Annotated in this window: 22 protein-coding genes; 4 read left to right on the top strand and 18 right to left on the bottom strand. The window is 39.3% G+C overall.

The genetic code is table 11. The features are described from left to right. Window positions 1-96: 96 nt before the first annotated feature. Together NHH15_RS10780 and NHH15_RS10775 are read left to right on the top strand one after the other, a co-directional pair. A complete protein-coding gene (locus NHH15_RS10780; protein WP_262066681.1) occupies window positions 97-1,125 on the top strand; it encodes a proline racemase family protein in 1,029 nt (342 codons plus the stop codon). Window positions 1,126-1,143: 18 nt separating this feature from the next. Next, window positions 1,144-1,731, top strand: coding sequence for a TetR/AcrR family transcriptional regulator (locus tag NHH15_RS10775; protein WP_262066680.1), 588 nt, complete (start codon window positions 1,144-1,146; stop codon window positions 1,729-1,731). A gap of 29 nt (window positions 1,732-1,760) precedes the next feature. Here NHH15_RS10775 and NHH15_RS10770 read toward each other — a convergent pair whose 3' ends face one another. The 10 genes from NHH15_RS10770 to NHH15_RS10725 form a co-directional block, all read right to left on the bottom strand. Further along, window positions 1,761-1,997, bottom strand: coding sequence for a putative Se/S carrier protein (locus tag NHH15_RS10770; protein ID WP_262066679.1), 237 nt, complete (start codon window positions 1,995-1,997; stop codon window positions 1,761-1,763). Between the two features lie 6 nt (window positions 1,998-2,003). Beyond that, window positions 2,004-2,204, bottom strand: coding sequence for a sulfurtransferase TusA family protein (locus NHH15_RS10765; RefSeq protein ID WP_262066678.1), 201 nt, complete (start codon window positions 2,202-2,204; stop codon window positions 2,004-2,006). A gap of 3 nt (window positions 2,205-2,207) precedes the next feature. Beyond that, window positions 2,208-3,302: a YedE family putative selenium transporter gene (gene yedE, locus NHH15_RS10760; RefSeq protein WP_262066677.1), complete on the bottom strand. Its 1,095-nt coding sequence runs from the start codon at window positions 3,300-3,302 to the stop codon at window positions 2,208-2,210. Between the two features lie 14 nt (window positions 3,303-3,316). Then, window positions 3,317-4,453 (bottom strand): aminotransferase class V-fold PLP-dependent enzyme, encoded by a 1,137-nt coding sequence (locus tag NHH15_RS10755; protein WP_262066676.1) that lies wholly within the window; start codon window positions 4,451-4,453, stop codon window positions 3,317-3,319. 92 nt (window positions 4,454-4,545) lie between these two features. After that, the gene (locus NHH15_RS10750) at window positions 4,546-5,451 is read right to left on the bottom strand and encodes a selenium metabolism-associated LysR family transcriptional regulator (protein WP_262066675.1); all 906 of its coding nucleotides are present in this window, start codon (window positions 5,449-5,451) and stop codon (window positions 4,546-4,548) included. After that, the gene (gene selB, locus NHH15_RS10745; protein ID WP_262066674.1) at window positions 5,441-7,363 is read right to left on the bottom strand and encodes a selenocysteine-specific translation elongation factor; all 1,923 of its coding nucleotides are present in this window, start codon (window positions 7,361-7,363) and stop codon (window positions 5,441-5,443) included. The genes NHH15_RS10750 and selB overlap by 11 nt, the downstream gene beginning before the upstream one ends. A gap of 12 nt (window positions 7,364-7,375) precedes the next feature. Continuing rightward, entirely contained in the window at window positions 7,376-8,788 is a 1,413-nt protein-coding gene (selA, locus tag NHH15_RS10740) for an L-seryl-tRNA(Sec) selenium transferase (protein ID WP_262066673.1), read from the bottom strand. 10 nt (window positions 8,789-8,798) lie between these two features. Further along, entirely contained in the window at window positions 8,799-9,836 is a 1,038-nt protein-coding gene (gene selD / locus NHH15_RS10735; protein WP_262066672.1) for a selenide, water dikinase SelD, read from the bottom strand. 15 nt (window positions 9,837-9,851) lie between these two features. After that, entirely contained in the window at window positions 9,852-10,433 is a 582-nt protein-coding gene (gene yedF, locus NHH15_RS10730) for a sulfurtransferase-like selenium metabolism protein YedF (RefSeq protein WP_262066671.1), read from the bottom strand. A gap of 13 nt (window positions 10,434-10,446) precedes the next feature. Continuing rightward, window positions 10,447-11,097, bottom strand: a complete 651-nt coding sequence (locus NHH15_RS10725; RefSeq protein ID WP_262066670.1) for a PHP domain-containing protein — start codon at window positions 11,095-11,097, stop codon at window positions 10,447-10,449. A gap of 183 nt (window positions 11,098-11,280) precedes the next feature. Between NHH15_RS10725 and NHH15_RS10720 the strand changes: the two genes are divergently transcribed. Further along, on the top strand, window positions 11,281-12,141 hold the full coding sequence (locus NHH15_RS10720) for a class I SAM-dependent methyltransferase (RefSeq protein ID WP_262066740.1): 861 nt from the start codon (window positions 11,281-11,283) through the stop codon (window positions 12,139-12,141). 46 nt (window positions 12,142-12,187) lie between these two features. Here NHH15_RS10720 and NHH15_RS10715 read toward each other — a convergent pair whose 3' ends face one another. From NHH15_RS10715 to NHH15_RS10695, 5 genes are all read right to left on the bottom strand, one after another. Next, window positions 12,188-14,632, bottom strand: coding sequence for a cation-translocating P-type ATPase (locus NHH15_RS10715; RefSeq protein WP_262066669.1), 2,445 nt, complete (start codon window positions 14,630-14,632; stop codon window positions 12,188-12,190). After that, window positions 14,629-15,009: a metallopeptidase family protein gene (locus NHH15_RS10710; protein WP_262066668.1), complete on the bottom strand. Its 381-nt coding sequence runs from the start codon at window positions 15,007-15,009 to the stop codon at window positions 14,629-14,631. Before NHH15_RS10710 ends, NHH15_RS10715 begins: the two co-directional genes overlap by 4 nt. A gap of 2 nt (window positions 15,010-15,011) precedes the next feature. Next, window positions 15,012-16,193, bottom strand: a complete 1,182-nt coding sequence (locus NHH15_RS10705; RefSeq protein WP_262066667.1) for a GntR family transcriptional regulator — start codon at window positions 16,191-16,193, stop codon at window positions 15,012-15,014. A 173-nt stretch (window positions 16,194-16,366) separates the two neighbouring features. Then, window positions 16,367-17,797, bottom strand: a complete 1,431-nt coding sequence (locus tag NHH15_RS10700) for a sensor domain-containing diguanylate cyclase (protein ID WP_262066666.1) — start codon at window positions 17,795-17,797, stop codon at window positions 16,367-16,369. Continuing rightward, window positions 17,794-19,179, bottom strand: a complete 1,386-nt coding sequence (locus NHH15_RS10695; protein ID WP_262066665.1) for a GGDEF domain-containing protein — start codon at window positions 19,177-19,179, stop codon at window positions 17,794-17,796. The genes NHH15_RS10700 and NHH15_RS10695 overlap by 4 nt, the downstream gene beginning before the upstream one ends. Window positions 19,180-19,286: 107 nt before the next feature. Between NHH15_RS10695 and NHH15_RS10690 the strand changes: the two genes are divergently transcribed. Next, window positions 19,287-19,895 carry a TetR/AcrR family transcriptional regulator gene (locus tag NHH15_RS10690; protein ID WP_262066664.1) on the top strand — a complete coding sequence of 203 codons (609 nt, stop codon included), beginning with the start codon at window positions 19,287-19,289 and terminating at the stop codon, window positions 19,893-19,895. Here NHH15_RS10690 and NHH15_RS10685 read toward each other — a convergent pair. The 3 genes from NHH15_RS10685 to NHH15_RS10675 are packed head-to-tail and all read right to left on the bottom strand — an operon-like array spanning window position 19,872 to window position 25,856. Then, window positions 19,872-20,807: a lysophospholipase gene (locus tag NHH15_RS10685; protein WP_262066663.1), complete on the bottom strand. Its 936-nt coding sequence runs from the start codon at window positions 20,805-20,807 to the stop codon at window positions 19,872-19,874. The genes NHH15_RS10690 and NHH15_RS10685 overlap by 24 nt on opposite strands. Before the next feature lie 9 nt (window positions 20,808-20,816). Further along, window positions 20,817-24,206, bottom strand: coding sequence for an ATP-binding protein (locus tag NHH15_RS10680; protein ID WP_262066662.1), 3,390 nt, complete (start codon window positions 24,204-24,206; stop codon window positions 20,817-20,819). A gap of 45 nt (window positions 24,207-24,251) precedes the next feature. Next, complete coding sequence (locus NHH15_RS10675; RefSeq protein WP_262066661.1) at window positions 24,252-25,856, bottom strand: ABC transporter permease; 1,605 nt, start codon at window positions 25,854-25,856, stop codon at window positions 24,252-24,254. Window positions 25,857-25,858: the final 2 nt, after the last annotated feature.

Raw genomic sequence — 25,858 nt, 5'->3', positions numbered from 1 at the left:
ATGAGGGGATTTTAGAGGTTAATCTCTTCGAAACAAATCAATCTATAGATTTTTTCTATAGAGAAATCTTAATTTCATTGAAGGAGGTATTGTCACATGGAAATCAATCCCAAATTAAACCTTGACAAGTACGAAGCTAGCTTTAAGGCTATCGACACTCACACAGTTGGTGAATTCACCAGAATTATTACTTCCGGTTTTCCCGAATTAATTGGGAACACTCCAATCGAGAAAAAACATTACTTGGCCAAAAACTATGACAAATATCGTCAAGCTTTAATGTTTGAACCAAGAGGTCATCACGATATGTTTGGGGCATATTTAACTGAGCCAATTAATAAGGAAGCAGATTTTGCTGTATTCTTTATGGATACTGGCGAATACTTAAACATGTGCGGACACGGAACGATCGGATCTGTTACAGCAATCATTGAAAGTGGGCTAGTTGAGGCAAAAGAGCCTTTTACAGAAGTCACTTTAGAAGCACCTGCCGGAATTATTAAAACAAAAGCAGAAGTTAAGAACGGTAAAGTCTTAAACGTTACCCTTACTAATGTTCCCGCCTTCCTATACAAGGAAAACTTAACAACCATTATTGACGGAAAAGAAATCACTTATGATATCGCTTTTGGCGGAAGCTTTTTTGCATTGGTAGATGCAGATAAGCTTGGATGGACCATCGATGCAAAAAATATCCCTGCATTGACAGACTTTGGCATGAAAATGATTGAACAGGTTAACAAGGAAGTAGAAATGAAACACCCTACTCTTGATATTACCTCAGTGGATTTGTGTGAAATCTACACAAGTACTGATACCCCAGGTGCTGACAAGCGAAATGTCGTTATCTTCGGAGACCGTATGGCAGACCGCTCACCTTGCGGTACTGGAACCAGTGCAAAGCTTGCTACTCTCTATGCAAGAGGAGAAATCGGTATTGGAGAGCCTTTTGTCTACGAAAGCTTCATCGGCTCACAATTTAAAGGTGTTATTTTAGAAGAAACTACAGTAGGAGACTTTAAAGCAGTGATTCCACAAATTACAGGAAGTGCTTATGTAACAGGAGAAGCCACTTACGTAATCGACGGTGACGATCCTTTGGAATACGGCTTCGTAGTGGGATAAAAAGAAAGGATAATTAAAATGCCCAGGAAAAGACAGTCAACCAAAAGCAGAATTGTAAAGGCTGCATGGAATTTATTTTATAAAAATGGCTATGATAATACCACGGTAGATGAAATTATCTCTGCCTCAAAAACTTCCAAGGGCACTTTCTATCATTATTTCAAGGGGAAAGAGTCCCTTCTAAACTCTTTGTCTTATTTGTTTGACCAGCATTACGAAGAGCTACGTGAAGTGATTGATCCAAATTTATCTGCTTATGATAAACTTTTGTTCCTAAATCACGAGTTGTTTTATATGATAGAGAAAAGTGTAAATATCGAACTGCTTGCCTATCTCTACTCATCACAACTCATCACAAAAGATAAACGTTCTCTTTCCGATCAAAAACGAATTTACTTTCGGTGGGTAACCGAGATCATGGAGGAGGGATTGTCAAAAAAGGAGTTCCACCATTCTAGCAGTGCCGAAGAACTCATGCACTATTATGCTATGTTTGAACGGGCGCTTTTGTATGATTACTCCCTTTACAAAGGAAAGTTTTCATTAACTGAATACAGTGATCGATTACTCCCTCATCTATTAGATACATTTATCACCGGAGTATAAAAAAAGAAGCTGGCAACAGCTTCTTTTTTTTAGATTAGTACTTCATGGAGTTCTTCCACGTCAATTCCTGCTTTTTCCATAACCGCTAATACTTGCTCTTTTTCCAACAAATCAGAGGTCCAGGACATTCCACATCCAGAGGAAATCACTCTTGGAACAGGAATAATTCTTCCTTTTAAACCAAAGTCCTTCGCCGCCTTTTCCATGGCCATAGCATCTGCAGTTGTATGAAATGTCACAACAAGTTTCAACTCTTTTTTTCTCATTCTTACCTACTCAATTATCAATTCAAAATATCCGTTTTTTTCTGTGAAGCTGGTTTTCTTCCCTTGATCCTTGGCATACTTCTCTACGTTCATCCTTTGATGTACCTCATCAACCAGGACCTTTACCTGGTTCTCGGTTTTCAAAGCCTTGGCAGTAAGAAGTATTGGTTCAGGACACCCCAAGCCTCTTGCATCTACTTCTTTCATCTATTATACCTCCTTTCGCTTATTTGTAAAGGCTATTACAAATAAAACCACAATACAAATAATGCCCGCCACTTTTCCATTTGCAGTAACTGCACCTTTTACAACTTCCTGTGTCTCCGGGTTGAGTGCCGTTCCACTGGATGCCAATCCAAAGTTATGACAGATTGCAGATCCAATTAACATTCCCAATACCGTTATAGCCGAATCCGAAGAACCTTGTCCCGCTAAGATTAGCTGTCTTAATGGGCACCCTCCCAGAAGTACTGCCGCAAACCCTACAATATACATGCCAAGTATATTCCACAAATGATCCGAGTGTGCAATAATTCCAGGTGTATCAAATCCTATTGTAAATTTGCCCATCACAACATTGTAAATAAGCATTACGATGAATAAACCTAATACACCAAAAAACAAATCAAAATTCTTAAGCATTACCACATCACGAATACTTCCCGCAAAACACATTCTGGATTTCTGTGCAATAGCGCCAAACAGTAATCCACCTATTAATGACAGAATAATTGGGGCGTGCATACTTCCAGGTCCCGCCTGACTTACCTTTAATAAGCTTGTAAAAGTTGCCAGTATCAAAATCCCCAAAGCCAAGATTGAAATAACACTTCCACTCATCTTCTGTGTTTCATATGCTCTTCCCAGAGTGAATCCTTTTTTCAGGAAGAAAACTCCTGTAACAATTCCAAGAACAAATCCTATCAAAGCAACCCATGCATTCAAGTCTCCTGCGGACATGCGTAGAATCATCCGAAGGGGGCAGCCAAGAAAAATCAACGCTCCAACCATCATACAAATCCCAAGAACGAATCTTGTCATCGGTGAAGAACCACCTGTGGATTTATACTCTTTTGTTCCGATGGCAATTAAAAATGCTCCTATCACGAGTCCAATTGTCTCAGGTCGTGCGTATTGAACCACCTCTGCCTGATGAAGCCCTAAAGCCCCTGCTGTATCCCTAATAAAACACGCAATACAAAATGCCATATTGGCTGGATTTCCAAAATACGCCAAAGCTGCTGCTATCACACCGCAAATCGCTCCCAGTCCCAATAATTTTCCTTTTGAATTCATAAAATTCATTTGTTAATACCTCCTCATTCAGTTGTCATTTCTTTCAGTCCTTGTATCACTTTATCCACTTCTTCTATTTCATTCATATGAGAAAAACTAAAACGCAATGCCCCTTGTTCCACCGTTCCGAAAGACTCATGCATAAGCGGGGCACAATGGCCACCGGCACGAAGCACAACTCCATACCGTTCCAACAATTCATCTGCCACTTCTCCTGAATCATAATCCTTATAATTGAACGTGACAATTGGACAGCGGATTTCCGTATCATAGTCCCCATAAAAGGTGATTCCTTCGATTTCCTTTATCCCTTCATAGAACCTCTTCATAAGAAGCATTTCTTTTTCTCGAATGAGAGACATCCCCTTTTTATTTATATATTCTACTCCAGCCAAAAGCCCTGCAATCCCATGGCCATTTAATGTTCCAGCCTCTAGATGTGTGGGCATTTCTGCCGGCTGTTCTTTCGAGAATGTCTGCACTCCCGTTCCTCCACTCAATAAAGGCTTCAGTCGAAGTCCACCTCTGACATACATTCCTCCTGTTCCCTGAGGACCTAAAAGCCCTTTATGTCCCGTAAAACAAAGAATGTCAATATTGGATGCCTTTACATCAATCGGATACACTCCTGCTGTCTGAGATGCATCTACAATATACGTAATTCCATATTCGCGGGCAATTCCTCCTATTCTATGAATATCTAACAGGTTTCCAGTCAAGTTTGATCCATGTGTGGTTACAATTGCCTTCGTGTTCTTTTTAATTTCTTTTGGGATTTCCTCGTACTCAATTCGACCCAAAGCATCACATGGCAGAATCGTCAGCTCAATTCCTTCTTGCTCCAATTCATAAAGGGGACGTAATACACTGTTATGTTCTAAAACAGTAGTAATCACGTGATCTCCTGTCCGTAACAATCCTTTCATAGCCATATTTAAGCTATGAGTCGAATTCATTGTAAACACAATCTGTCTGGGATCTTCTCCATTAAACAAATCACACAAAGCCTCTCTTGCCTGATAAATCACTCTCGATGCACTCAGAGATGCTTCGTTCACTCCCCGTCCTGCATTTCCACTACTTTTCATGGAAGTCAGAACCGCATCCATAACCTCTTGTGGCTTATAAAGCGTAGTTGCTGCATTATCAAAATAGATCATATGTGTTTCCCCCTGTCATTTTCAGTATACTCATTAGAACATTATAAAGCCAATCGAATAATCCAATAAAAGAAGCCAGCTATAGTTTTCATCTATAGCCAGCTCATTCCTTCTACTATATTAATAAGTCGTTGTACATTTTTTACAATCGGATAGTTTTTATTGTAAACTAAATTTATATCCCTGCCAGATCCAGCCTTTGGAATTGGAAAAACCAAAAGCTCCTTTCTTTTTTCCTCTTCTCTAACTGCCAGCTTAGACAAAATAGAAATCCCAGATCCAGATATAACGGATTTTTTTATTGTTTCTTGATTTTCGATAACCGCCACCACTTCCAGCTCATCCATAATAATTCCTATGTTCTTAAGCTGCTTATTTGCCTCTTTTCGAGTGCCGGAACCTTCTTCGCGCAAGATGAAGGGCTCTTTTTTTATCCAATCTATAAGCCTTTCTTCTTTCTGTTGAATGTCTAAATATTTTTCGTTGCGAGGCGTTACAATTACCAATTCGTCCTTGTAAAAAGGAATATACTTACAGTGTTTTGTTTCCAGCTTCGTTCCTGTGAACCCAAGATCCACCTCATGGTTTACAATTTTAGAAACCACTTGAGAAGAATCTGTTTCCTGTATTCGAATATGCTCATCCGGATATTTTACCCGGTAGTTCCTAAGAATTTGGGGTAACAAATACTGGGCTGGAATTGTCGAAGCCGCAATACAAAGCTCGTTTTTTTCCTCCTCTTCATTTTCCAGAAACTCTTCGTAAATCGCTTTCTCTATATCCACCATTTCTTTGGCGTATTTATAGAGTCTTTTTCCGTTGTCTGTCAAATAAACTTCTTTGGTGTTCCTTATAAACAGTCTGACATTGAGTTCCTTTTCCAACGCGAAAATATGGGCACTGACCGTTGGCTGTGTCAGGTACATTTTCTTGGCTGCTTTGGAGTATCCTCCTAATTCTGCCACACATATAAACGCCTCTAGCTGTTTAAGATTCATGATAGATTGTCCTCTCGCTTTCCCCTCCGGTCTTTTTCGTTACCTTGATACTATCCATATACTCCAGGATTGGTTTTGCACTTTTTCTGGAGGTATGGAACATATCCCGCACCTGAGATATGGTAATAACAGGATTCTTTGCCAGCTCCTTTTTCACCATTTCTGTCCCTTGATCCATTAACGTCTTTAAAGTGTACATATCTTCACTAACCTTTACCACTTCTTTTTCCTCTAGTAATAGATTAAATATATCATCTCTTTTTTCTATATCTGAAACAGGCAGTTCTAATTCCTTATAGCGCAGAAAATCATAGCCTGCCTTTTTGAAATCAGACAGTACTTTTTTTCGTACTCCCTCGTAGACATCATCTTTCTTCGGCGCAAACCCAACGGTGTGTATAAATTCTCCTCTCCGTTCCATTTCTCCGTCTTCCACAGCCTTCTCAATAAACTGATCGAAAGCAGCTTGCTTTAAGCCCTTAAACATAGAAGTATAGGACTGAGCCTTACTAAATCCAAATCGATAAGGATGTTTTTCCTCATACTCTTTCAGCAATTTTTGCAGGTTTTCTAAAGCATGAATATAGGCCTCTTTTGGCCAAACATACTTTTCTTTTCTTGTTTCAAATACTACAATTTCATCTTCTCTTTGGAGCTCTTCTATATCTTTTTCAATTTCTTCCAGGCTTCTTGCAGAAAGCTTAGCAAGAGTGACCGTATTAATCATCTCTGCTTTGTGTTCCTTGATTCTAAGAAGAGTGACGTCCTTCGAAGAGCCTTTTTCCTTTTGACGCAACTCCTCAATTACCTCTTCCCGAAAACGTTTTTTAATCTTTGGGTTTGGGTCTAAAACCACCCCACCACCTATTGTCTCCATAGGAGAATAAAAACGAACAATAAAGGGGTCTCCTTTTCGAAGTGCAATTTCTTCATCCAATCTTAGCTGCACATACCCTTCTTCTTTCGGTCCTATATTTTCTTTGTCCAGTAAAATTGCTCTGCAAAGCACCTCTGTGGTTCCTGTATATAGGTGGAGACGCATTCCATTGGTTAAAATCCGGAGTGATGAGGGCAAGATTTCCATTTTCACATCTAAAAGGTCTGTATTTCTCATGCTGTTTGGAACGGCTAACACATTTCCTCTTTTTAACTCGCTCTTTTTAACATTCGAAAGATTAATTGCAACACGTTGTCCAGCGTAACAAACCGGTACATCCTCACCATGAACTTGGATGCTTCGGATTTTGCATTCCTTGTTCAGAGGATACATCTCTAATTTATCTTCTTTTTTAATCTTGCCTGAAATCAACGTTCCAGTAACCACTGTACCAAATCCAGACAAACTAAAAACCCGGTCAATTGGCAATCTCGGAATTGTTCCCATTTCCTTTTCCTGCTCTTCTTCGACAGTCATTTCATCTAGGGTTTGAATCAAAGTTTCAATTCCTTGGCCTGTTTTCGAAGAAAGAGGAATAATCGGTGCATTTTCCAAAAAGCTTCCGCTAAGTTCCTCACGAGTTTCTTCTGTTACCAACTCCAACCACTCTTCATCGACTAAGTCGCACTTGTTTAAAACAACAATACACTTTTTAATTCCCAACAGATGTAGAATATCCATATGTTCTCTGGTCTGAGGCATAATCCCTTCATCTGCAGCAATTACCAGGAGAACGACATCCATGCCTACAACTCCGGCAGTCATATTATTGACAAACTTCTCGTGTCCCGGTACATCAATAATCCCCACTCGGTTTCCACTCGGAAGATCAAAATATGTAAAGCCTAAGTCTATGGTAATTCCTCTTCGCTTTTCTTCTTCCCACCGATCTGTGTTGTTACCTGTTAACGCTTTTATTAAAGATGTTTTTCCATGATCAATATGACCGGCTGTCCCTACAATAATATGATTCATTGCTCTCTCCCCTTAACTAACTGATTCAAAAACTCTATTTTCTTTTAACATTTTTGCAATCATCTGCATATTCTTTTCTTCAATACATCTTACATCAATTAAAATCTCATCATTTACAATGCGTACTATTATTGGAATTGGAAGCTTTCTTAAACGGGTTTCTATTTCTGCTGCCGAAATTCCTTCTGAAGCAATAGAGACACCTGCGCTTTTTAATCTCTCAAGAGGAAGAGATCCCCCACCAATCTGAGACTCACATCCACATAATTTATAATCCCCCGGCATATTTTGCTTTTTCAATTCCCTTAACAATTTCTTTGCCTTTTTCTCCACAACCTCATAAGGCATTGTTATCATTTCCAAAACCGGAATATTTTTTACCACATTTTCCTCCGACAAATATTCAAGGAGTGTAAGCTCTAAAGCTGTTGCTGTAAACTTATCAATTCGAAGCGCCCTTGTAAGCTGATTTTTTTTCATTTGATCAATGTATTTCTTTTTCCCAATAATAATACCAGCCTGAGGGCCTCCTAAAAGCTTATCTCCACTGAAGCAAACCACATCTGCACCCTTCTCAATGGAATCCTGCACTCTTGGTTCATAAGTTAAGCCATATTTACTTAAATCAATTAGAACCCCACTTCCCAAATCTTCAACAAGAGGAATGTCCCGTTCATTTGAAATAGCACTCAGTTCCTCCATAGATACTGACTCTGTAAAACCAACCACTTGGTAATTACTGGTGTGAACCTTTAGGATTGCTTTCGTTTCTTCCGTAATTGCTTTCTCATAATCTTCCAAATGGGTCTTATTCGTTGTTCCCACTTCTACCATAACAGCTCCACTGGCTTCCATCACATCTGGAATACGAAATTTCCCTCCGATTTCAATCAGTTCACCTCTCGATACAATTGCTTCACCACCTTTTGCCAAGGTGTTGAGAATTAATAATACGGAGGAGGCGTTATTATTTACAGCCATTGCCGCCTCAGCTCCAGTTATCTCACATAAAAGCTCTTCGAAATGAGAGTATCTTTCCCCTCTTCTTCCTTCCTTCAGATTATATTCCAGATTCCCATAACCTGAAGCAATCAACGCAAGACGCTCCATATGCTTTTTCGAGATAGGTGCCCGTCCCAGGTTTGTATGTAATACTGTACCTGTTCCATTGATAACGAGTTCCATATTGGGGGTGTGTTTCTTTTCTACCCCTTCCTGTATTTTATCAACCAGCTCTTCAATCCTTTGAATTGCATCCTCTTCTGTCTCACACTGGGAAATCTGTTTTCGCAGAATATCCATTTCTTCACGAATGCCCGACAGAACACTGGTCCTTCCATAACTTTCAATCAAATTTTCTATTTCTTCTGTTTCCAAAAGAATATCCACTTTCGGAATCCTTTTAAACCACTCATTCTTATTCATACCGTCTCCATTAAATAAAAGTAATTACTTTTCCTCTGTTTTCTGTGACCTCACCAATAATTTTACAGGTTGTTTCAAGTTCTGCATTTTTAAGCTCTTCTAAGATTTTATCTTTGTCCTCTTGTTTTACGCTAAACAAGAGTCCGCCAGATGTTTGAGGATCACACAATAAGTCCACTATATGCTCCTCTAACTTATCAAACTCCACTTTGCCCATAGAATAGCCTTTGTTTTTATACGCACCTGCTGGAATTAATCCCATTTTACTATAGCGAGCCGCCTCCCTCATGAAAGGAATCTCAGCAGGATTCAATTCAAATCCCACCTTCGATGCTTCTGCCATCTCAAGGCAATGGCCAATCAAACCAAAACCTGTGATATCGGTACAAGCATGTACCTCATATTTTTCAATCACTCTTTTTGCCTTCATATTCAGTGACGCCATTACTCTTTGGGTCTCCTCTATGGCTTCCTTCGATGCCATGTCTGCTTTAATGGCAGTATTAATAATTCCACTTCCGATCTGTTTCGTCAGAATCAGAACGTCTCCCACCTGGCATCCGTAGTTTTTGTAAATCTTGTTCGGATGCACAAATCCAGATACAGATAAACCATACTTTGGCTCATCATCCTGAATCGTATGGCCGCCAACTAAAACCGCTCCAGCCTCTTTTACCTTATCTGCGCCCCCTCTTAAAATTTCTCCTAAAATTTCCGGATCCAGGCAACTTGGAAATGCCACAATATTAAGTGCAACCTTTGGTTCTCCACCCATTGCCCATACATCACTTAAGGAATTTGCAGCAGCAATTTGTCCAAACATGTAGGGATCATCCACAATTGGTGTAAAGAAATCCAGTGTTTGAATCATTGCTATTTCATCATTTATTTTATAAATCGCAGCATCATCTGATGTCTCAATTCCCACCAGAAGATCTGGATTTTCAAACTTTGGCAGCTTGCTCAAAACTTGAGCAAGGGTCTCCGGACCAAATTTCGCACCTCAGCCCGCAGTTTTACTTAACGATGTTAATTTAATCTCGTCCAATTTAAAGTCTCCTTACTAAGGCGTTACAATTTTATCCGCCTGATTCATTGCCTCAACAATAGCATACATGTTTGTTACATTTCCTACCTCTAGCTTATCCTTTAAACCATAAAAATCCAGACAAGTCCCACATGTTAATATCTCCACGCCTTGAGATTCCAAATATTTAATATCTTCCAAGCTTTCTGATTCACTGGTTGTCAAGTAGGCTCCACTGTTGTAGAAGAGGATTTTCTTTGGTAAACCTTCCACCTGAGTTAGTGCATAAAAAAAGCCCTTTAACAGCGTTTTCCCCAATGCCTCATCTCCCACACCCATGGCGTTACTTCGAATCACATAGATACAGTTTGTTTCCTGCTTCTTTAGCTCATCCTCTTTCTCTTTTCCCTCAATTACAATGTGATATTCCTGCTCAGATTTTTTCTCTGCACTTAAAATATTTCCAACTTCATTTCCATATTTCTGCACATTCTGAAATGCTATATCGTTGTCCACCAGCACCTCAACTCGTTCTCTTTCACTTGCTTCTTCCAATGCTTTTTTTGTCTTAATAACCGGTACAGGACATACGTCCCCACGTGCATCCACTACAATCATGTTCGTCCTCCTTCTACTTATAGACACATTCTATCATTGTTGGTGAGAAAGGTAAATGGTAATTTTCTTCCCGAAAATATACCGGCATTACTTTCTCCTTTTTAAAAACGTCAACCATCTCATTTACATCCTTTACGTCATAGGGAAAATAAGTAGCATACACCCCTATCTTTTCCTCTACGTGACAATCACTCGCACCTGTAGCTTGAACCTCCAAGTATCTTGCATAATTTCTTGCTTTGCGGCATGCTTCAATGGATGTGCTCCCATTCAACACCTCAATCCCGTCCAGACCTCTTACCCTTAAAAGATTCTCTTCCAAACCCCTGTTATTATTTCGAAAGGGGTGCGCAGCAATGGTAATACCTCCCTGCTCTTTCACACAGTCAATAAACTCCTGAGCAGATTTCCTTTCCTTGGGGTATTCCTCAATCCCAAAGGCTAAAATGTCCCCTTCCAAAGAATAATATTCTATGCCCACAAATATTGGAAAATCAACCTTTTCACTATACTTTTTAGCATACTCTTTCAGTCCCATGCTATCATGATCTGTAATACAGATACCGTCTAACCCTTTTTTCTTTCCAATCTCCACCATTCTGTTTAATTCCAGAAAACTATCGGAGGAATACGTTCTTTCGTGCATATGCATATCAATAAGCATATCATTACTCCTTTACTAATGCTTGTCATTCGTTCCTATACTATTATTATATTTCCCTCATGAATGCACTTCAAATAGGGTTTTTGTATATCTTTCCCTATTTATAGTTTTTATCTATCTCTTTTGTCTGAACCTCCTTTGTGATATACTAAGATGAAATTTACAAAGAACGAGGATGATTATATGTGGATAGCTAAAAATTGGAAAGACTATGAGATAATTGATACAAGCACTGGCGAAAAACTAGAACGTTTCGGAAAATATTTATTGGTACGACCCGACCCTCAGGTCATCTGGTCTACTAAAAAGGAACACCGTGGCTGGAAGCAAAAAAATGCTCACTATCATCGCAGCAAGCAAGGTGGTGGTAACTGGGAATTTATAGATCTTCCCAAGCAATGGGATATTCATTATGGAGATCTGACATTTTGTCTGAAACCTTTCAATTTTAAACACACTGGGATTTTCCCTGAGCAAGCCACAAACTGGGACTGGTTTTCTGCTAAAATCAAAAAGGCCAATCGTCCCATCAAGGTACTAAACCTTTTCGCTTATACTGGTGGTGCCACCTTAGCTGCTGCCAGCGCCGGTGCAAGTGTGACTCATGTGGATGCCAGCAAAGGCATGGTAAACTGGGCAAAGGAAAACGCTGCTGCCTCTGGTTTATCTGATCGTCCCATTCGCTGGCTTGTAGATGATTGTATGAAGTTCGTTGAACGAGAACTCCGAAGAGGAAATACTTATGACGCAATTATTATGGATCCTCCTTCTTACGGACGTGGACCCAAAGGAGAAATTTGGAAAATTGAAGATGCGATTTATCCTCTTGTTCAGCAATGCTCCAAACTGCTAAGCAAAAATCCTCTTTTCTTTTTAATTAATTCTTATACTACCGGGCTCGCTCCATCCGTTTTAACTTACATGTTGTCACTGGAACTCAAGAGATACGACGGCATCATAACAGCGGACGAAATCGGGCTGCCCGTTACCAACACGAATCTCGTGCTCCCTTGTGGCGCATCTTGTCGTTTTTCAATAGACTAATTTAAATGGGCAGTTCACCTTAATGAAGAGGTAAACTGCCCGTTCTTTATATTGATTTTCTTCGTATTTTCTTTTTACTTCTCTCCTCTGAAAGTCTGTAGATACTTTTTATCTTCGAAATCAGCAGCGTCAAATACCGAAGCATTGGCTCCGTTGCGATGGAGAATATCACAAATAGCATGATACACTCTCTGGACATCTCTGTAATTGCAAAGAGATCCGGCAGAAAATAACTGCTGAATAACAATCCCACAATAGATCCTGCAAATATTCCCAAACGTATCTTGTTCATTGGCTTACAGATGGAGAACAGAATCATAAACCCGACAATGGAAAGAAGCATGGTGGAGGCCGTTCCAATGTCCGATGGACTTACACCAAAGGTTTTTCCAAACACTACCATCGCCGCAACAATAAGTACGTCTGTGAGCCCTCCTGGCAAAGCCTTTAATAATACATTTGGTAAAAACTGTCCCTTTATAATCTCCTTGTTTGGCAAAAGCGCCAGGAAAAATGCCGGCAATCCAATGGTAAAGGTACTAATCAAAGAAATTTGTGAAGGTTCCAGGGGATAGGTAAATGCGGATGCCATAGAAAACAACGCCAACAGCAGCGAAAAAATATTCTTTACCAGGAACAAGCTGGCAGATCTTTGAATATTATTAACCACCCGTCTACCTTCTAATACGACTTCCGGCATCCTTGAAAAATCCGACTCTAACAAAACAAGCTGAGATGCTTGAGCTGCTGCATCGCTTCCCGATGCCATTGCCACACTACAATCGGCATCCTTAAGAGCCAAAACATCATTCACTCCATCTCCTGTCATTGCAACGGTTCTTCCGTTGGCCTTTAGCGCCTGAACAAATTGTCTCTTTTGTGCTGGAGTCACATGACCAAACACGGTGTTTTTCAGAATTGCATCTTCAATTTCCTCATAGGTATGAAGATTTTTTGCATCTACCACCTTGTCTGCATGTCGAATACATGCTTTCCTTGCTACCTCAGATACCGTTTTAGGATTATCTCCCGAAATAACCTTAATTTCAACTCCCTGTTCCTCAAAGTAGCGGAAAGTTTCCGGCGCTGCCTTTCGAACTGGGTTGGCCAATAAAATAAATGCCAATGGAATCACTTTATCCACTAATGCTTTTCCATCCAAAGTCCCCTCATAGGTTCCAAAAACCAGAACACGATATCCCATTCCTGCATACTTTTCAATGGTTTCCTTATACTCCTTATAATCTCCCCGAAGAGTAAACTCTGGTGCTCCCAATACGTATGCCGCATCGGAAAACGTTGCTCCGCTATATTTTACAGAAGAGGAAAAGGGAGTCGTGGAAACCGGAGTCTTTCCAGTCCCTTTAGAGAATTTCTCCTTCAGTGCATGCATCGTAATATTTTCATCCCCCATGGCAAGGGCAAAATCACCAATCACTTCCACAATGTTTCCCATTGTTTTCGCCTTAAAATTCTTCGTCACAACTACTTTCTGTACTTTCATAACATTTTCAGTAATTGTTCCCGTCTTGTCCACACACAACACATCGACCCGTGCCAGTGTCTCAATACTTTTCATATCATGAAGCAACACCTTCTTTGAAGCCAAACGAATGGAGCTGACAGCCAGTGCCACACTTGTCAGCAAATAGAGTCCTTCCGGTATCATCCCAATTAGTGCTGCTACCATTGAAGTCACATTATCCCGCACACTTTCGTGATTCACAAAAAATCCTTGCAGCAATAGTATCAGTCCAATTGGAATAATCAAGATACCAACAATTTTTAATAGCTTATTTAGAGAACGCATCATTTCAGATTGCTCTCCTTTAGGCATTGCCTTTGCTTCTAAGGTAAGCTTCGAGATATAGGAATCTCTTCCTACGTTTTCCAAAATCCCCTTACACTCACCTGAAGTAACAAAACTTCCCGAAAGTAGTTTATCACCTGGCTTTTTCACAATTTCGTCGGCTTCACCAGTTAAAAGAGATTCGTTAACCTGTACCTCGCCTTCTACTACTTTCCCATCTGCACTAATTTGATTTCCTGCCTGAAATACTACTATTTCATCAATTACCAGCTGTTCTGACGGGATTTTTTTACGCTCTCCCTCCCGAATAACTGTTGTCGTTGGTGCATTAAGCATTGATAACTCATCAAGAGTTTTCTTTGCTTTTAATTCCTGAATAATTCCTATGAGCGTGTTGGTAATGATAATAGGCAAAAAGGTTAAATTCCGAAAAGAGCCTACCAAAATAAGAAGAATTGCCAATACCAGAAAAATCAGATTAAAGTAAGTAAAGGTATTACTCTTTATAATCTCCTTTGTTGTGGGAGAAGGCGGTTCTACACTGGTATTCTCCCAACCATTTTCTTTTCGAACTTGTACTTCTTCATAGCAGAGTCCCACCGATGTATCTGGCGTCGTTCTTTGAATGTCTCTTCGCCGAATTAGATTGGTCTCTACTACTTTTCTTTTTGCTTTTTTCATTGAATCTCCTCTTTGCTTTTAAGATAGTTGTGTATTCCAATTTCATCTTCCACTTCTAAATCACGGTATCCTGCCAGGGACTCCAAGTGATGGGTTAATTCATGTAAAAGTGTGTGTTTAACCTCTTTGTATAACACCTCATAAGACGCATCTCTATAAACTGCTTTAAAAGAGCCATAATAGATATAAATCAATCGCCCCATCGTATGGCTTCTTACGTATTCTCCCATAATCTTGAGTTCATCACCCTTGCTTTTGGGGTGAATCTTTTCATTTTCCATCAGAAGAATTCCCCCGTTTAACTCTCTAAAGAACTCTTCTGGAATCTCTTCTTCAATGGAATCCAACATATCCCTGAATTCTTCCAGTATGATCATAACTATCTCCTATATTGAATGCAGTATTTATCGGAAAGAAAATAGTAACGAATTCGACCAATAATACGCTGATTACTATCATAGGCCACCTGCTCCATATAAAGAACACAAGAATCTTTTCCTGGATTTAACAGATGTGCACTATCCTTTGTAGGTTTTCTCGCTTCAATCGTAAAATCTGACTCATTTATTCTATAATATAGATTTCTTGTGATAAAGGTATCGATTTCATCCTTACTCTCTATATCCACCCCAGACATGCTTAATATGGATACTGGTACCTGCACACACGCCATTCCAATTGCCTTGTCATAATTCCAGCATACCACCTGACTCTCAATTAACTTTTCCTCTTCCTTTAGTCCTAGGATAAATCTGGATTGCTTGTCCCCTCGTATAATCTTTGGATTTGATTCTACATCTGTAATCTCCTCAAGAACATCCTCAAAAAGGTAATTATAAAATTTGCCTTTTTCTTTCGTCTCTTGATTATATACTACGTAAGTTCCTTTTCCTTGCTTCTTTTCAATATATCCGTCCTGATTCAATACAGTCAAGGCTTGACGCACTGTATTTCTACTGACATTATATTTGTCTGACAGAATATTTTCCGAAGGTAACCGGCTGCCTGTTTGATACTGACCTGATACAATATCTTCCCGCAGCCAATTATAAATCGAGAGATAGGATGCCTTCTCGTTCACACGCTTTTCATAAATAAGTGCCGCCCATGAGTCCTCTTCCTCAGATACTTTTGATTCATTATGCTCTTCAATAAATCTAAAAATTGCTCTACGAGTACTTTTGCAGTCAGACATTAGCAGCTTTGTTTTCGTGAGAGGATAAATACTGTCTGTAAAAAGAGTATATTCCTTGTATTCTTCTCCAATCTTTACCATTGTTTTTGTTTTTCCCCAAATCAAATCAAAACGGGTTTCTACAAAAAGGTCTTTTAGAAATTCTTGGTTTACTGTGTTGTCTTTACTATATACCATTAGATTTTTATAATAACAAAGATATACACCTTTAATAATTCCTGTATCATCATCAATATACACCTTTTGCATCGAACTATCCAACCCATTTTCTTCCATATTTGCTACGAGAAATCTCTTATAGGCCTCCTCCTCTTCAAGATATTTCATCAGCTTATCTACGTCTTTATTTGTACATCTTCTAATCATTTCCACTTACGCTTTCTTAATTATGTTAAATAAAATGGCAAAACAGCAAATGGCAGGTCAATTTTTCGTATAATCGAAAATCCGACCTGCCATTTACTGTAATCACACCAAGAATAACTTGTTCAACAAGTTACAATCAGTATAACTTGTTCCTCTTTCTTTGTCAAGCCCCCCTATGCCAGGAAGTTAAAATACCACTCGATATTTGTTACATTTCCTTGATTATACAAAGAGATTCCACCGTCTTTTTTTTCTTTTGATTTATACATGGCCATATCCGCCCATTTAAGAACTTCCTCAGGAGTATCCTCCTTATCTTCCGGAGATGCAATCCCAATACTAAAACTACAGTCTAAACACAACTCCCCTGTTGCCAAAGGCTCCCTGCCTCTTTTTTCAATTGTTTTTGCTGTTTTAATCGCTTGCAGTTTCGAAGAACCTTTGCAGAGAATCACAAATTCATCTCCTCCAAATCGATAACAGGTTTGCCCTTTTGCCAAATTCTTCGATATGAAATCTGCCGTTATACTTAATACCATATCTCCGACTCTATGTCCATGTTCATCATTTATGGATTTAAATTTGTTAATATCCAAAAACATAATAAAGTAAGAAGTCCCATTTTCACTCTTTAATTTCTCTAAGTCTGCATTCAGCTTCCTCTTATTGGGGATCTGAGTCAGCTGATCATAATCCGCCACTTGCCTTAGGGATTCTTCTACTTTTTTACTATCTGTAATATCAATACTACTGACAATATGTGCAACACGCTGATCTACCCAGCGAAATGCCGCACTTAACACACGAAACCAAGTTCCATCAAAAGGTCTGCGATAATCCCACGAATAAATCTTTGTTGGTTTTCCATTATCATCCACCAATTTTTTTTGCGGACAGTATTCACACTCCTCAACCTTATCATCATAAAGAGCGCGGTAACATTTTTCACCTGTAATTGCCTTCACTCCACCATAGGGTTTTGCCATTGATTTGTTTACAAAAAGAATCTCGTGGGTAAAGAAATCATTCACATATATATCCACACCCATATTATCCACAATGCTTTGTAGGGCAAGCTGCGTACTCTCTATTTTGGTAAGATTTTCTTTCAGCCGAAAGTAATTCGCAATCAGCACAAAAACAGAGTACAACATGCTTTTATCTAACTCAGCAGTTCTTCTTTCTTTTCTTCTGTCACCCATTCCCAATATTCCTATCATTTGCTGATTGTCACCTATGATTGGGAAAAGCACGAGAGTATTGGTCCCAAAAATTTCCAAAAATCCATTTTCCTCATCACTGTGTTTACGTCCTTCTTGAATATAAAGCAACCGCCCTCTCAAAAGATAGGATTCTTGCAGTTCTCCAAATGCCGGGACAAGATAGGGCAATCCTTTATCGCTAGAGTCAACATAATAAATTCTGTCCTGTATAAAATTCATTTCGTGATTCTGACGATAGATAAAGCTAAATTCAAAATCGAAGTTCTCACACAATCTCTTTTGAACTTCCTTGATTTTAGCACCATTTCCCACTTCTTCGTCCAACAAATCCATAATTTCTGTCCACAAATTTGAGATTTCATCACTGTTAAATAGTTTCATTGATACTTCCTCTTTTTCTCTTGATACATTGCTAAATCAGCCACATTAATCAAATCTGAAGTTGTTTTCGCATCTTTTGGATAAGATGTTATTCCAACACTCACACTGCAAAAGAAGCTTTTTCCATCAATATTCCACATACCGTCAAATTTCTTGATAATCTCTTCACGAATCTTTATTGCTTCTTCTTCGGTTTCTTCAAAACATAGAACGACAAATTCATCTCCGCCATAGCGGTAAGTACGATCTTTTGTCTTTTCATTACTGCCTAAATAGCGTCCTACTTCCTCTAATAATCGATCTCCTATGTCATGGCCGTATTCGTCATTTATAATCTTAAATTTATTAAAATCACAAAATAGTATGTATCCTTCCCGCCCTTCCTTCTTCAAACGCTCCAGTCCATCATCACAGTCTAACAGAAGCATATGTCGATTTTTTAGATTGGTTAAAGTGTCATACCTGGAGTATCTCTCTAGCTTTTCTTTGTTGCGAACATGATCGGTGATATCAACACTGCTAATGGATTGAGCAAGTCGTCCATCAATCCAATAAAAGGTCGTGCTCATATATCTTCTCCATGTTCCATCTGACTGAGCCATATCCCAAATCTTTGTTTTCCCTGGCTTGAAATCCTTTGTCACAATTTCTTTTTTGGGACAATAATCACACACATCATTCTTATCATCAAACAAAATTTTATAACACAACTCACCAACTATATTCCCTTTGTGAACCATTTGCTTCATTGCTGATTGGTTCGCATATAGAATTTCATTACTATGATAGTCTACCACATAAACATCCACACCGGTATTATTAATCACACTATTGAGCACATTCAATGTACCTTTTGCTTCTTCCTCTGACAAATGTACTTTTAAGTAATTTCCTAATACTTTTAATATGTAGTATGCAAAAGTTGCATCTTGATCTCCTTCACGGCTTTCTACTCTTCGGTCAGCCATACCAATAAGAGCAATCAATTCATTGTTACTCCCACGAATTGGAACAGCAATCAAATTTTTGGCATTAAAAAGTGTTGAAAATTTTTCCGCTAAATTTGTCACTTCATTGTTTCGGTTATACATAATTCGTTTTGATCGGTTAAACTCACGATACTCTTCTTTTGAGAGCTCTTCCTTTAAACAAATTGTTGTTTTTAAATGCTCGAAATTCAGATAAGCTCGATAGGAACTAAACAAGGTGATTTCTTTTTTGAAGTCTCCTGTATAAACAAAGCTGCATCCAAAGTTAAAGTAACGGCAGACATCTTTGATTACATCTGTTATCACCTCCATTCGATTCACATTATTGTTTAGTTTTTCCATGGTACTGACCCAAAATGCAGACATCAGATCCGTAAATCCACTTTGATCCATAGTTACAATCCTTTCGTCGTATTATACGATTTATTTGGTTATTTTTTTCTTGACTATCCCATTTTCCAGTTGTAAGGTATCCCTAGGCATAAAATTGGAGGTAAAAAATGGGGAACACTGCTATTACCCTTGATGAAAAACAAGGGCTTCGAAAAAAAATTATTGATACTTCTGTAGCGTTGATTACACAAGATGGTTATGAGAACTTCTCTTTAAGAAAAGTTGCTCAGACTCTTGACTTACAACTTCCCACACTTCGTTTGTTTTATAAAACCAAGAAAGATGTTATCGCAGATATGGCCGACACCTTATATTACAAGATAATGCTTGATGCAATAACTTTATCTAAAGGGTATCCAAAAACCACTCACGAGGATCAGATCCGGGCCCAAATGCAAATGTTTATTTACAACTTCATCCGCGAACCTGAGATGACAAAAGCGATTATGTACAGTGGTGTAAACGAAATGTTCGCCGCAAGAAATCAGAATTCAATGCCACACATGTCTGGGATGGAAATCTTTGACGAGCAACTTAAACAAGGATCTCACTCTATGGAGTTTAAACCTTATGTCGCCGGAACCACTTGGATGATTTTAAGTTCCATGACTGGCTTCATTGTATCTTGCTTAGAAAATAAGCTCTATGAATCAGAACAGTTTGATTCCATCGTTTTAAACTATATCAATTTATTAATTGGCGGCATTAAGGCGTAGCCTCAGCCAACTTAATATATCCTGGTATACAATGTGTTTGGAACGATCCATTATAATCTCATGCCTGACTTTTGGATAGAGTATCATTCGGACATCCTTTAAGCCAGCCTTTTGATAAAGGCGGCTTATTTTTTTTACACCTTTTCCAAAATTTCCCACAGCATCCATTTTACCGGATACCAAGAGAAGAGGAAATGTATTTCGTATGTGCTTGCGTGCCCTTCTTCGATTCATGCGAATCATTCCTGCAAACATTTGATCATATCCATTTACCGTAAAAACAAAATTACAATAAGGATCATTTTTATACTTTACCCTTTGTATCCTCTCGGATGTGACCCAGTCTACTTTGGAAGTGTTCGGCTTAAAGTGTCGATTATAGCTGCCCATAGCCAGCTGGTTAATAAATCGACTTCTAAAGTAACTCCCTTTCAGCTTTATAAGAATTTGACAAAGCATTCTGCCAGCAAGTAATAGGGGTGTTGGATAAAATCCTGTTCCCATTAAAATCACCCCCGAAAGGTCTTCACTATAAGTTCCCATATACTGTCTAACCAAGAAGGAACCCATGCTATGTCCCATGAAAAAACATGGGATATGAGGATATTTTTTTTGCACCATCCTTTGAAGAAAGCGTAAATCATCCACCAATATTTGATTTCCGTCACCTTCACTAAAATAGCCCAAATACTTCTTTTCTCTTACCGACTTTCCATGTCCCAATAAGTCTTGTCCTACCACAAGAATATTGTACGCGGCAAGATAAGAGGCAAACTCATCATAACGTGCTATGTGTTCAACCATTCCATGGCAAACCATTAATATTCCCTGAATTTCTCCAGATGGAATCCACTCAATAGCATGAATTTTAGTTCTTCGATCTCTTGACAAATACGTAAATCTTTTCTTCATATTTTCACCCTAACGCCATTTGTTAATTACACCATATACCTCTTCAACCTCTACCGGTTTTGTAATCACATCCTGCATGTGGTTATTTTTCACTTCTTCTATTTCTTCTTCACTCGGGTTTAACAAAAGAGCAATAATGGGCACATCTTTGTAGCGGGAGTCTTCCTTTATCTTCGTTGCAGCTGTCAATCCATCCATTCCCGGCATATCCCGATCCATCAAAATCAAATCAAAGGACTCTTTTGCTGCTGCCTTCAAAGCATCTAATCCATTCCCGGCAATTATAACTTCTCCACCAGCACTTTCAATAATTTCTCTTAAAATCATCTGGTTCATCCTATTATCTTCCACAGCCAAAATACGCAGCCCCGAAAAATCCGCCTCTACATTTCCCTGAGTGGGTTCTTTTTGATATTGCTCTGGCACTTCTAACATAGCTGATATTGAAAAAGTACTTCCCTTTCCAGGTTCACTCACCAAATCAATATCTCCATTCATCAAAATCGCAATGCTTCTTGCAATTGCTATGCCCATCCCAAGACCTCCCCGGTCCCGTCTGTGAGTCATCCCTTTTGATGACAACGGCAGAAAAAGTTCTTTTTGATGATCCGGGTCAATTCCTACGCCGGTATCTTCAATCTCAAAAATAAACATTTTCCGATTTTCTAACTCCACATCATAAGTACTGATACGTAGCGTGATTCCACCTTCTCTTGTATACTGAATCGCATTCGCCACTAGATTAAAGATGGCTTGCTGGAGGCGCACATCATCACCGTAAGCAAATTCTGGAGTACCGGCACTTGCAAGAACTTTAAAGTAAAGACCTTTACTCTTTGCTTCCTCTTCCCATAGCTTTTGAATTCCATATATCACATCTTTGATAGAAAAGAGCTTATCCTCTAATTCGATTTTTCCCGTTTCTAAATTCGAATAATCCATAATACTGTTAATTGTAGTAAGCAGTAATTCCACTGACTGTGCCCCTAAATGAAAGACGCTTTTGTGTCGTTCTGGAATATCCATTGTACTTGCAATTCTTGTCATCTCCACAATTCCATTCATTGGAGTACGAACCTCTTTACTAATGGAAGTGAGAAATTCATTTTTGATTCGGGCATTTTCCTCTGCCAGATCCTTGGATCTTTGCAGTTCTTCAATTGCTGCATGTTGATTTCTGAGATCCTGGATATATCCAGCAATTGTGTATCCATCACCCTTTGGCACACGCACCGTTGTTACTTCTGCCGGAATACGATCTCCTCTATTATTCCGGAAAGTCCATTCGTATTTCATACCACCTTGGAAAAAGGCGTTCAGCACATATTCCCTGGAGGCATCTTTCGAAAGTCTTCCATCCTTTTGAAATTTCGGAGAAAAAAACTCAATATTATCAATTACCTCTTCTTTTTGACTGACAGCAAACAACCTCAAGGCTGCTTCATTACAATCTGTTAAATGCCCGTTTTCATCCCAAAAAAGACAAGGTATTGGCATACTATCTAACATAACTCTTGCTCGTTCTTCTGCTGATTCGAGACTTTGATTTGTAATAACTGCTGCCAAAAGAGCACCTATCGACTGAATGGTCTCTGCCTCACCATTTCCCAGCCTTCTGTAGAAAGGCTCTTGCTCTATGGTTCTCCCTGTAATAAGTATTGCTACCAACTTATTCTGACTGATGATTGGTATGGATATAAAATAGGGCATTTTCAAGGTCTCACGGATGTTTGCGAACTTCTTCGGGTCACTTGCACCTGTTATTATGATTGGGGTCTTTGCCTGCTGAATTTCTGCATCAATAGAAATCAGCTGTCCTGCCATCTGAACTTTTTCATCTGTCGTAAATCCTTGTAGTACGTTCGTCACAAAAAGACCTGTTTTTCCTTTCGGTATCAAAACTGCCGTCTTTTCCATGTTAAGGGCGGCATTGATTTGTTTTGCAACCGGTACAAACACACTGTTGTAGCTGGATTTGCCTTGAAGAAATACAGAAAGCTCTGAAAGAAGCTGGAAGCCTCTACGCTTTAATTCCAGCTCATGGCGAATCCCCATAAACTGCTTGTCCAGCTCTAATATCTTCGTAAGGTTCTTTTCACTCATCAGAAGAGCATCTTCTGTACTGGGACTGTAGTCCTCATCCCGATATTTCTTTTCAGACCAAGCTTTTTCATCCCCTATATTCTCACTGCCATCTTCATTGACGGAAAACAGACAAAAAACTCCTGTCCAATCCAAACCTCTTGGTTCTCCGCCTAAGGGAGCAACTTCTACTCCTGTATACATTCCCAGAAGTGGAACTCTCTCGCCGATAATCTTTTGAAGTACATCTGCATCCTCTAGCTCCGTACCACCATATCCGGCACACCGTCCCGCACAATCAATGTACATAGCAAATACTGGCTTATTATTTCCCAGCTTGTGAAACACCTCATCAATTTTAGGCTTCATATAGTCCAGATTGAGGGATCGGTACATAATCTGAAACTTCGTACCCTCCACCATATCTGGTTCAAACATCACAATGCCGCCACGTTCTTTGTCAATGTCCAGACAAAGACGGCTGGCATAGTTTTCTTCTACATATTCTTCCCATTTATCCCCATGATTGATTCCTAAAATCAAGAAAAACGGAAAATCCTTTCCTTCTATTTTGTTGTCAAATAACTTCTCCATAAAGGGGAGTGCTTTTTGTCCATTGATTTCCAGAATTACGGGTCCATCTGCTTTCGTTACAGTGTAATACCTACTGGCAGGTTTACATCCATGCATAATTACCCGATCAATTTGAAGATTCTTAGAAAATTTCAGAATCATCGCCTGATTTTCTACTAATTCATTTTTATAAAATTGAGGATATGAGGCCCCGGAATGATTCCCTTGTAATCCAGCTCCCATAATTCTGGGTAAAAAACCCAGCTCTTTCTCTATTCCCTTTAGCAAGTGTGTTGCCATCGTAAGACGTGAATCTTTACCGGCTTCATTGACTGCATCATAGAATAAAATTAATGGCGTAATCTTTTCCACATCCAAATCACTTAATTGTCGTCCCAAGCCACGTCCTACTTCTTCCTCACCCAAGGTTAAGTCACCCTTTGTTACAACCGTTGACTGAACTTCTTCTAGCCATATACAAGCAACACCAACTTGACCTCCTGCATAACCGTAGAAATCATTTGTTATAATTCCTGCCGCACCACCGCCATAAATAGGAATTTCTCTTCCCACCACACTCAGTACGGCTTCTTTAAGGATAATAGCTTCATGCATTGCCGTGCTAAACAGCAACACAAAATCACAGCTCTTATCCGTGCCCACTTTTGACAGCGCCATAAGAGCCGCTTCTGTTCCGGCTTTTGTCGTTTCCGGACTGTCACTATATCCTACGCCCACCTGCATATTCGCTCCTCCTTGCTCACTATTACTACTATTATATATCAGATTTTAAGAAAACTCCATATCTCTTTTTCGATATCCAATAGAACTAATTGCCAGCAATCCAACACCAAGCAATGTCATAATAACTAAGGGGAGAACTTTTATCTCTTCCACCGGATAGCGGCTAACGTGTCCAAATGGAGTTAATTTCTTCATCCATTCCGGTAACTTAATCAGTTCTCCAAAATAAACTGCAAAGAAAGAATATCCTAAATAAAGGTAGGAAAGGGATGTTTTTCCCGGTAGAAAAGCAATTAACATTCCGGCAACTCCGATGATTACGAAAAAAGCCGGAAGATATGCAAGACTTGCCTGCACAAACTGTTTAAGGCTTGGTATTTCATCGCTTACCGCGCTTCCTGCCACATAGAACCCAAGAGCTGTTAACAGTTGAAAAACCACACTTACAGCCAATGTCGGGATTAAATATGCAAAAAATTGAGCTCCTCTTGACACAGACTTTGTCAGAATCTGTTCTGCATATCCATGCCTTTCCTCACTGGAAATACGATTCATAAAAGAAATTACTGGAATTGCAGCTATCATGCTCATCACCGCAACCAACAAAGTAATAAACTGGTCAATCAAGCTAAAATCCGTTCCAGCAAAAATCCCCATTAGGAGTGCATTATTTGCAAGAAATTCGTCCAAATCTCCAAATATAGACCCATACATAGCTGCAAAGATAAAAACTACAAGCATCCAAATGATAATGGCTGTGCTCATTAGCTTTAAGGACAATCCCATAGGCGAGGAGAGTAGCCCTCCTCCATGGCTCTTTCCTTCTTTCTCTGCAATCAGTCCACTTCCAAGATCTCTTCTCATTGCCAACAGCAAAGCAACTAAAGAGAGTATGATTGACATTCCCAAAATAATCACAATTGGCCACCAGTTATTTTCCACAAAAGTTTTCGTGCGCAGCACCAGACCCAGTGGAGAAATCAAAGATAGCTCTTCTATCTTTACGTCTCCTATTGCCCTCAGAATATAGAAAAGAAAAAGGCTTAGGAAGGAAAATCCCATAACTTTTCGGTTATTGGATGAAATCTGTGCAAATACTGCTGTCAAAGCACCAAAAAACATACCTACACTTCCGATACCGGCTCCAAAAAGCATGCATCCACCCAAGTCCATCCCTGCCTCCCGAAAACAGTTCAGTGCATATCCTGTTGTCACACCTAATATTCCATTGATGCAAAGTGCTGTCCACAAACAGGATGCCAGATTACATAATCTGCCTACGGGAAGTGCGCGAATGATTTCCAATCTCCCTAATTCTTCATCCTGTCTCGTATGCCGTGCAATAAGAAAAATGTTCATTATAGCGCCTATGATGACAGAAAACAATAACATCATATTGGCATGGGCCGCCCCAGTCGTATAATGCTCTGCTCCATATACTGGTCCAATAATAGCAATCATTGCCGGGTTTTGCATCATTTCAAGCATCACCCTTACTTCGTCTCCTTCCGCAAAAAACTCTTTAATTACTGGTACCAGAGCTGCCACAAATCCTGCAATTCCAAAAATCCAGATTACCAGTCGTATGCGGTCTCGTCTCATAATCAGCTTTGTCAGTATACTGCCTCCGGCAAACAAGTCTTTATACATAG

Source organism: Aequitasia blattaphilus (assembly GCF_024721305.1).
In the GTDB taxonomy this organism is placed as follows: domain Bacteria; phylum Bacillota; class Clostridia; order Lachnospirales; family Lachnospiraceae; genus Aequitasia; species Aequitasia blattaphila.
This window is presented reverse-complemented; position numbering and strand designations above follow the sequence as displayed.

Excerpts from the sequence above, each read along its gene's own strand:
- NHH15_RS10780 (WP_262066681.1), top strand. The coding sequence starts at position 97 with ATGGAAATCAATCCCAAATTAAACCTTGACAAGTACGAAGCTAGCTTT.
- NHH15_RS10775 (WP_262066680.1), top strand. The coding sequence starts at position 1,144 with ATGCCCAGGAAAAGACAGTCAACCAAAAGCAGAATTGTAAAGGCTGCA.
- NHH15_RS10770 (WP_262066679.1), bottom strand. The coding sequence starts at position 1,997 with ATGAGAAAAAAAGAGTTGAAACTTGTTGTGACATTTCATACAACTGCA.
- NHH15_RS10765 (WP_262066678.1), bottom strand. The coding sequence starts at position 2,204 with ATGAAAGAAGTAGATGCAAGAGGCTTGGGGTGTCCTGAACCAATACTT.
- yedE (WP_262066677.1), bottom strand. The coding sequence starts at position 3,302 with ATGAATTTTATGAATTCAAAAGGAAAATTATTGGGACTGGGAGCGATT.
- NHH15_RS10755 (WP_262066676.1), bottom strand. The coding sequence starts at position 4,453 with ATGATCTATTTTGATAATGCAGCAACTACGCTTTATAAGCCACAAGAG.
- NHH15_RS10750 (WP_262066675.1), bottom strand. The coding sequence starts at position 5,451 with ATGAATCTTAAACAGCTAGAGGCGTTTATATGTGTGGCAGAATTAGGA.
- selB (WP_262066674.1), bottom strand. The coding sequence starts at position 7,363 with ATGAATCATATTATTGTAGGGACAGCCGGTCATATTGATCATGGAAAA.
- selA (WP_262066673.1), bottom strand. The coding sequence starts at position 8,788 with ATGAATAAGAATGAGTGGTTTAAAAGGATTCCGAAAGTGGATATTCTT.
- yedF (WP_262066671.1), bottom strand. The coding sequence starts at position 10,433 with ATGATTGTAGTGGATGCACGTGGGGACGTATGTCCTGTACCGGTTATT.
- NHH15_RS10725 (WP_262066670.1), bottom strand. The coding sequence starts at position 11,097 with ATGCTTATTGATATGCATATGCACGAAAGAACGTATTCCTCCGATAGT.
- NHH15_RS10720 (WP_262066740.1), top strand. The coding sequence starts at position 11,281 with ATGTGGATAGCTAAAAATTGGAAAGACTATGAGATAATTGATACAAGC.
- NHH15_RS10715 (WP_262066669.1), bottom strand. The coding sequence starts at position 14,632 with ATGAAAAAAGCAAAAAGAAAAGTAGTAGAGACCAATCTAATTCGGCGA.
- NHH15_RS10710 (WP_262066668.1), bottom strand. The coding sequence starts at position 15,009 with ATGATCATACTGGAAGAATTCAGGGATATGTTGGATTCCATTGAAGAA.
- NHH15_RS10705 (WP_262066667.1), bottom strand. The coding sequence starts at position 16,193 with ATGATTAGAAGATGTACAAATAAAGACGTAGATAAGCTGATGAAATAT.
- NHH15_RS10700 (WP_262066666.1), bottom strand. The coding sequence starts at position 17,797 with ATGAAACTATTTAACAGTGATGAAATCTCAAATTTGTGGACAGAAATT.
- NHH15_RS10695 (WP_262066665.1), bottom strand. The coding sequence starts at position 19,179 with ATGGATCAAAGTGGATTTACGGATCTGATGTCTGCATTTTGGGTCAGT.
- NHH15_RS10690 (WP_262066664.1), top strand. The coding sequence starts at position 19,287 with ATGGGGAACACTGCTATTACCCTTGATGAAAAACAAGGGCTTCGAAAA.
- NHH15_RS10685 (WP_262066663.1), bottom strand. The coding sequence starts at position 20,807 with ATGAAGAAAAGATTTACGTATTTGTCAAGAGATCGAAGAACTAAAATT.
- NHH15_RS10680 (WP_262066662.1), bottom strand. The coding sequence starts at position 24,206 with ATGCAGGTGGGCGTAGGATATAGTGACAGTCCGGAAACGACAAAAGCC.
- NHH15_RS10675 (WP_262066661.1), bottom strand. The coding sequence starts at position 25,856 with ATGTATAAAGACTTGTTTGCCGGAGGCAGTATACTGACAAAGCTGATT.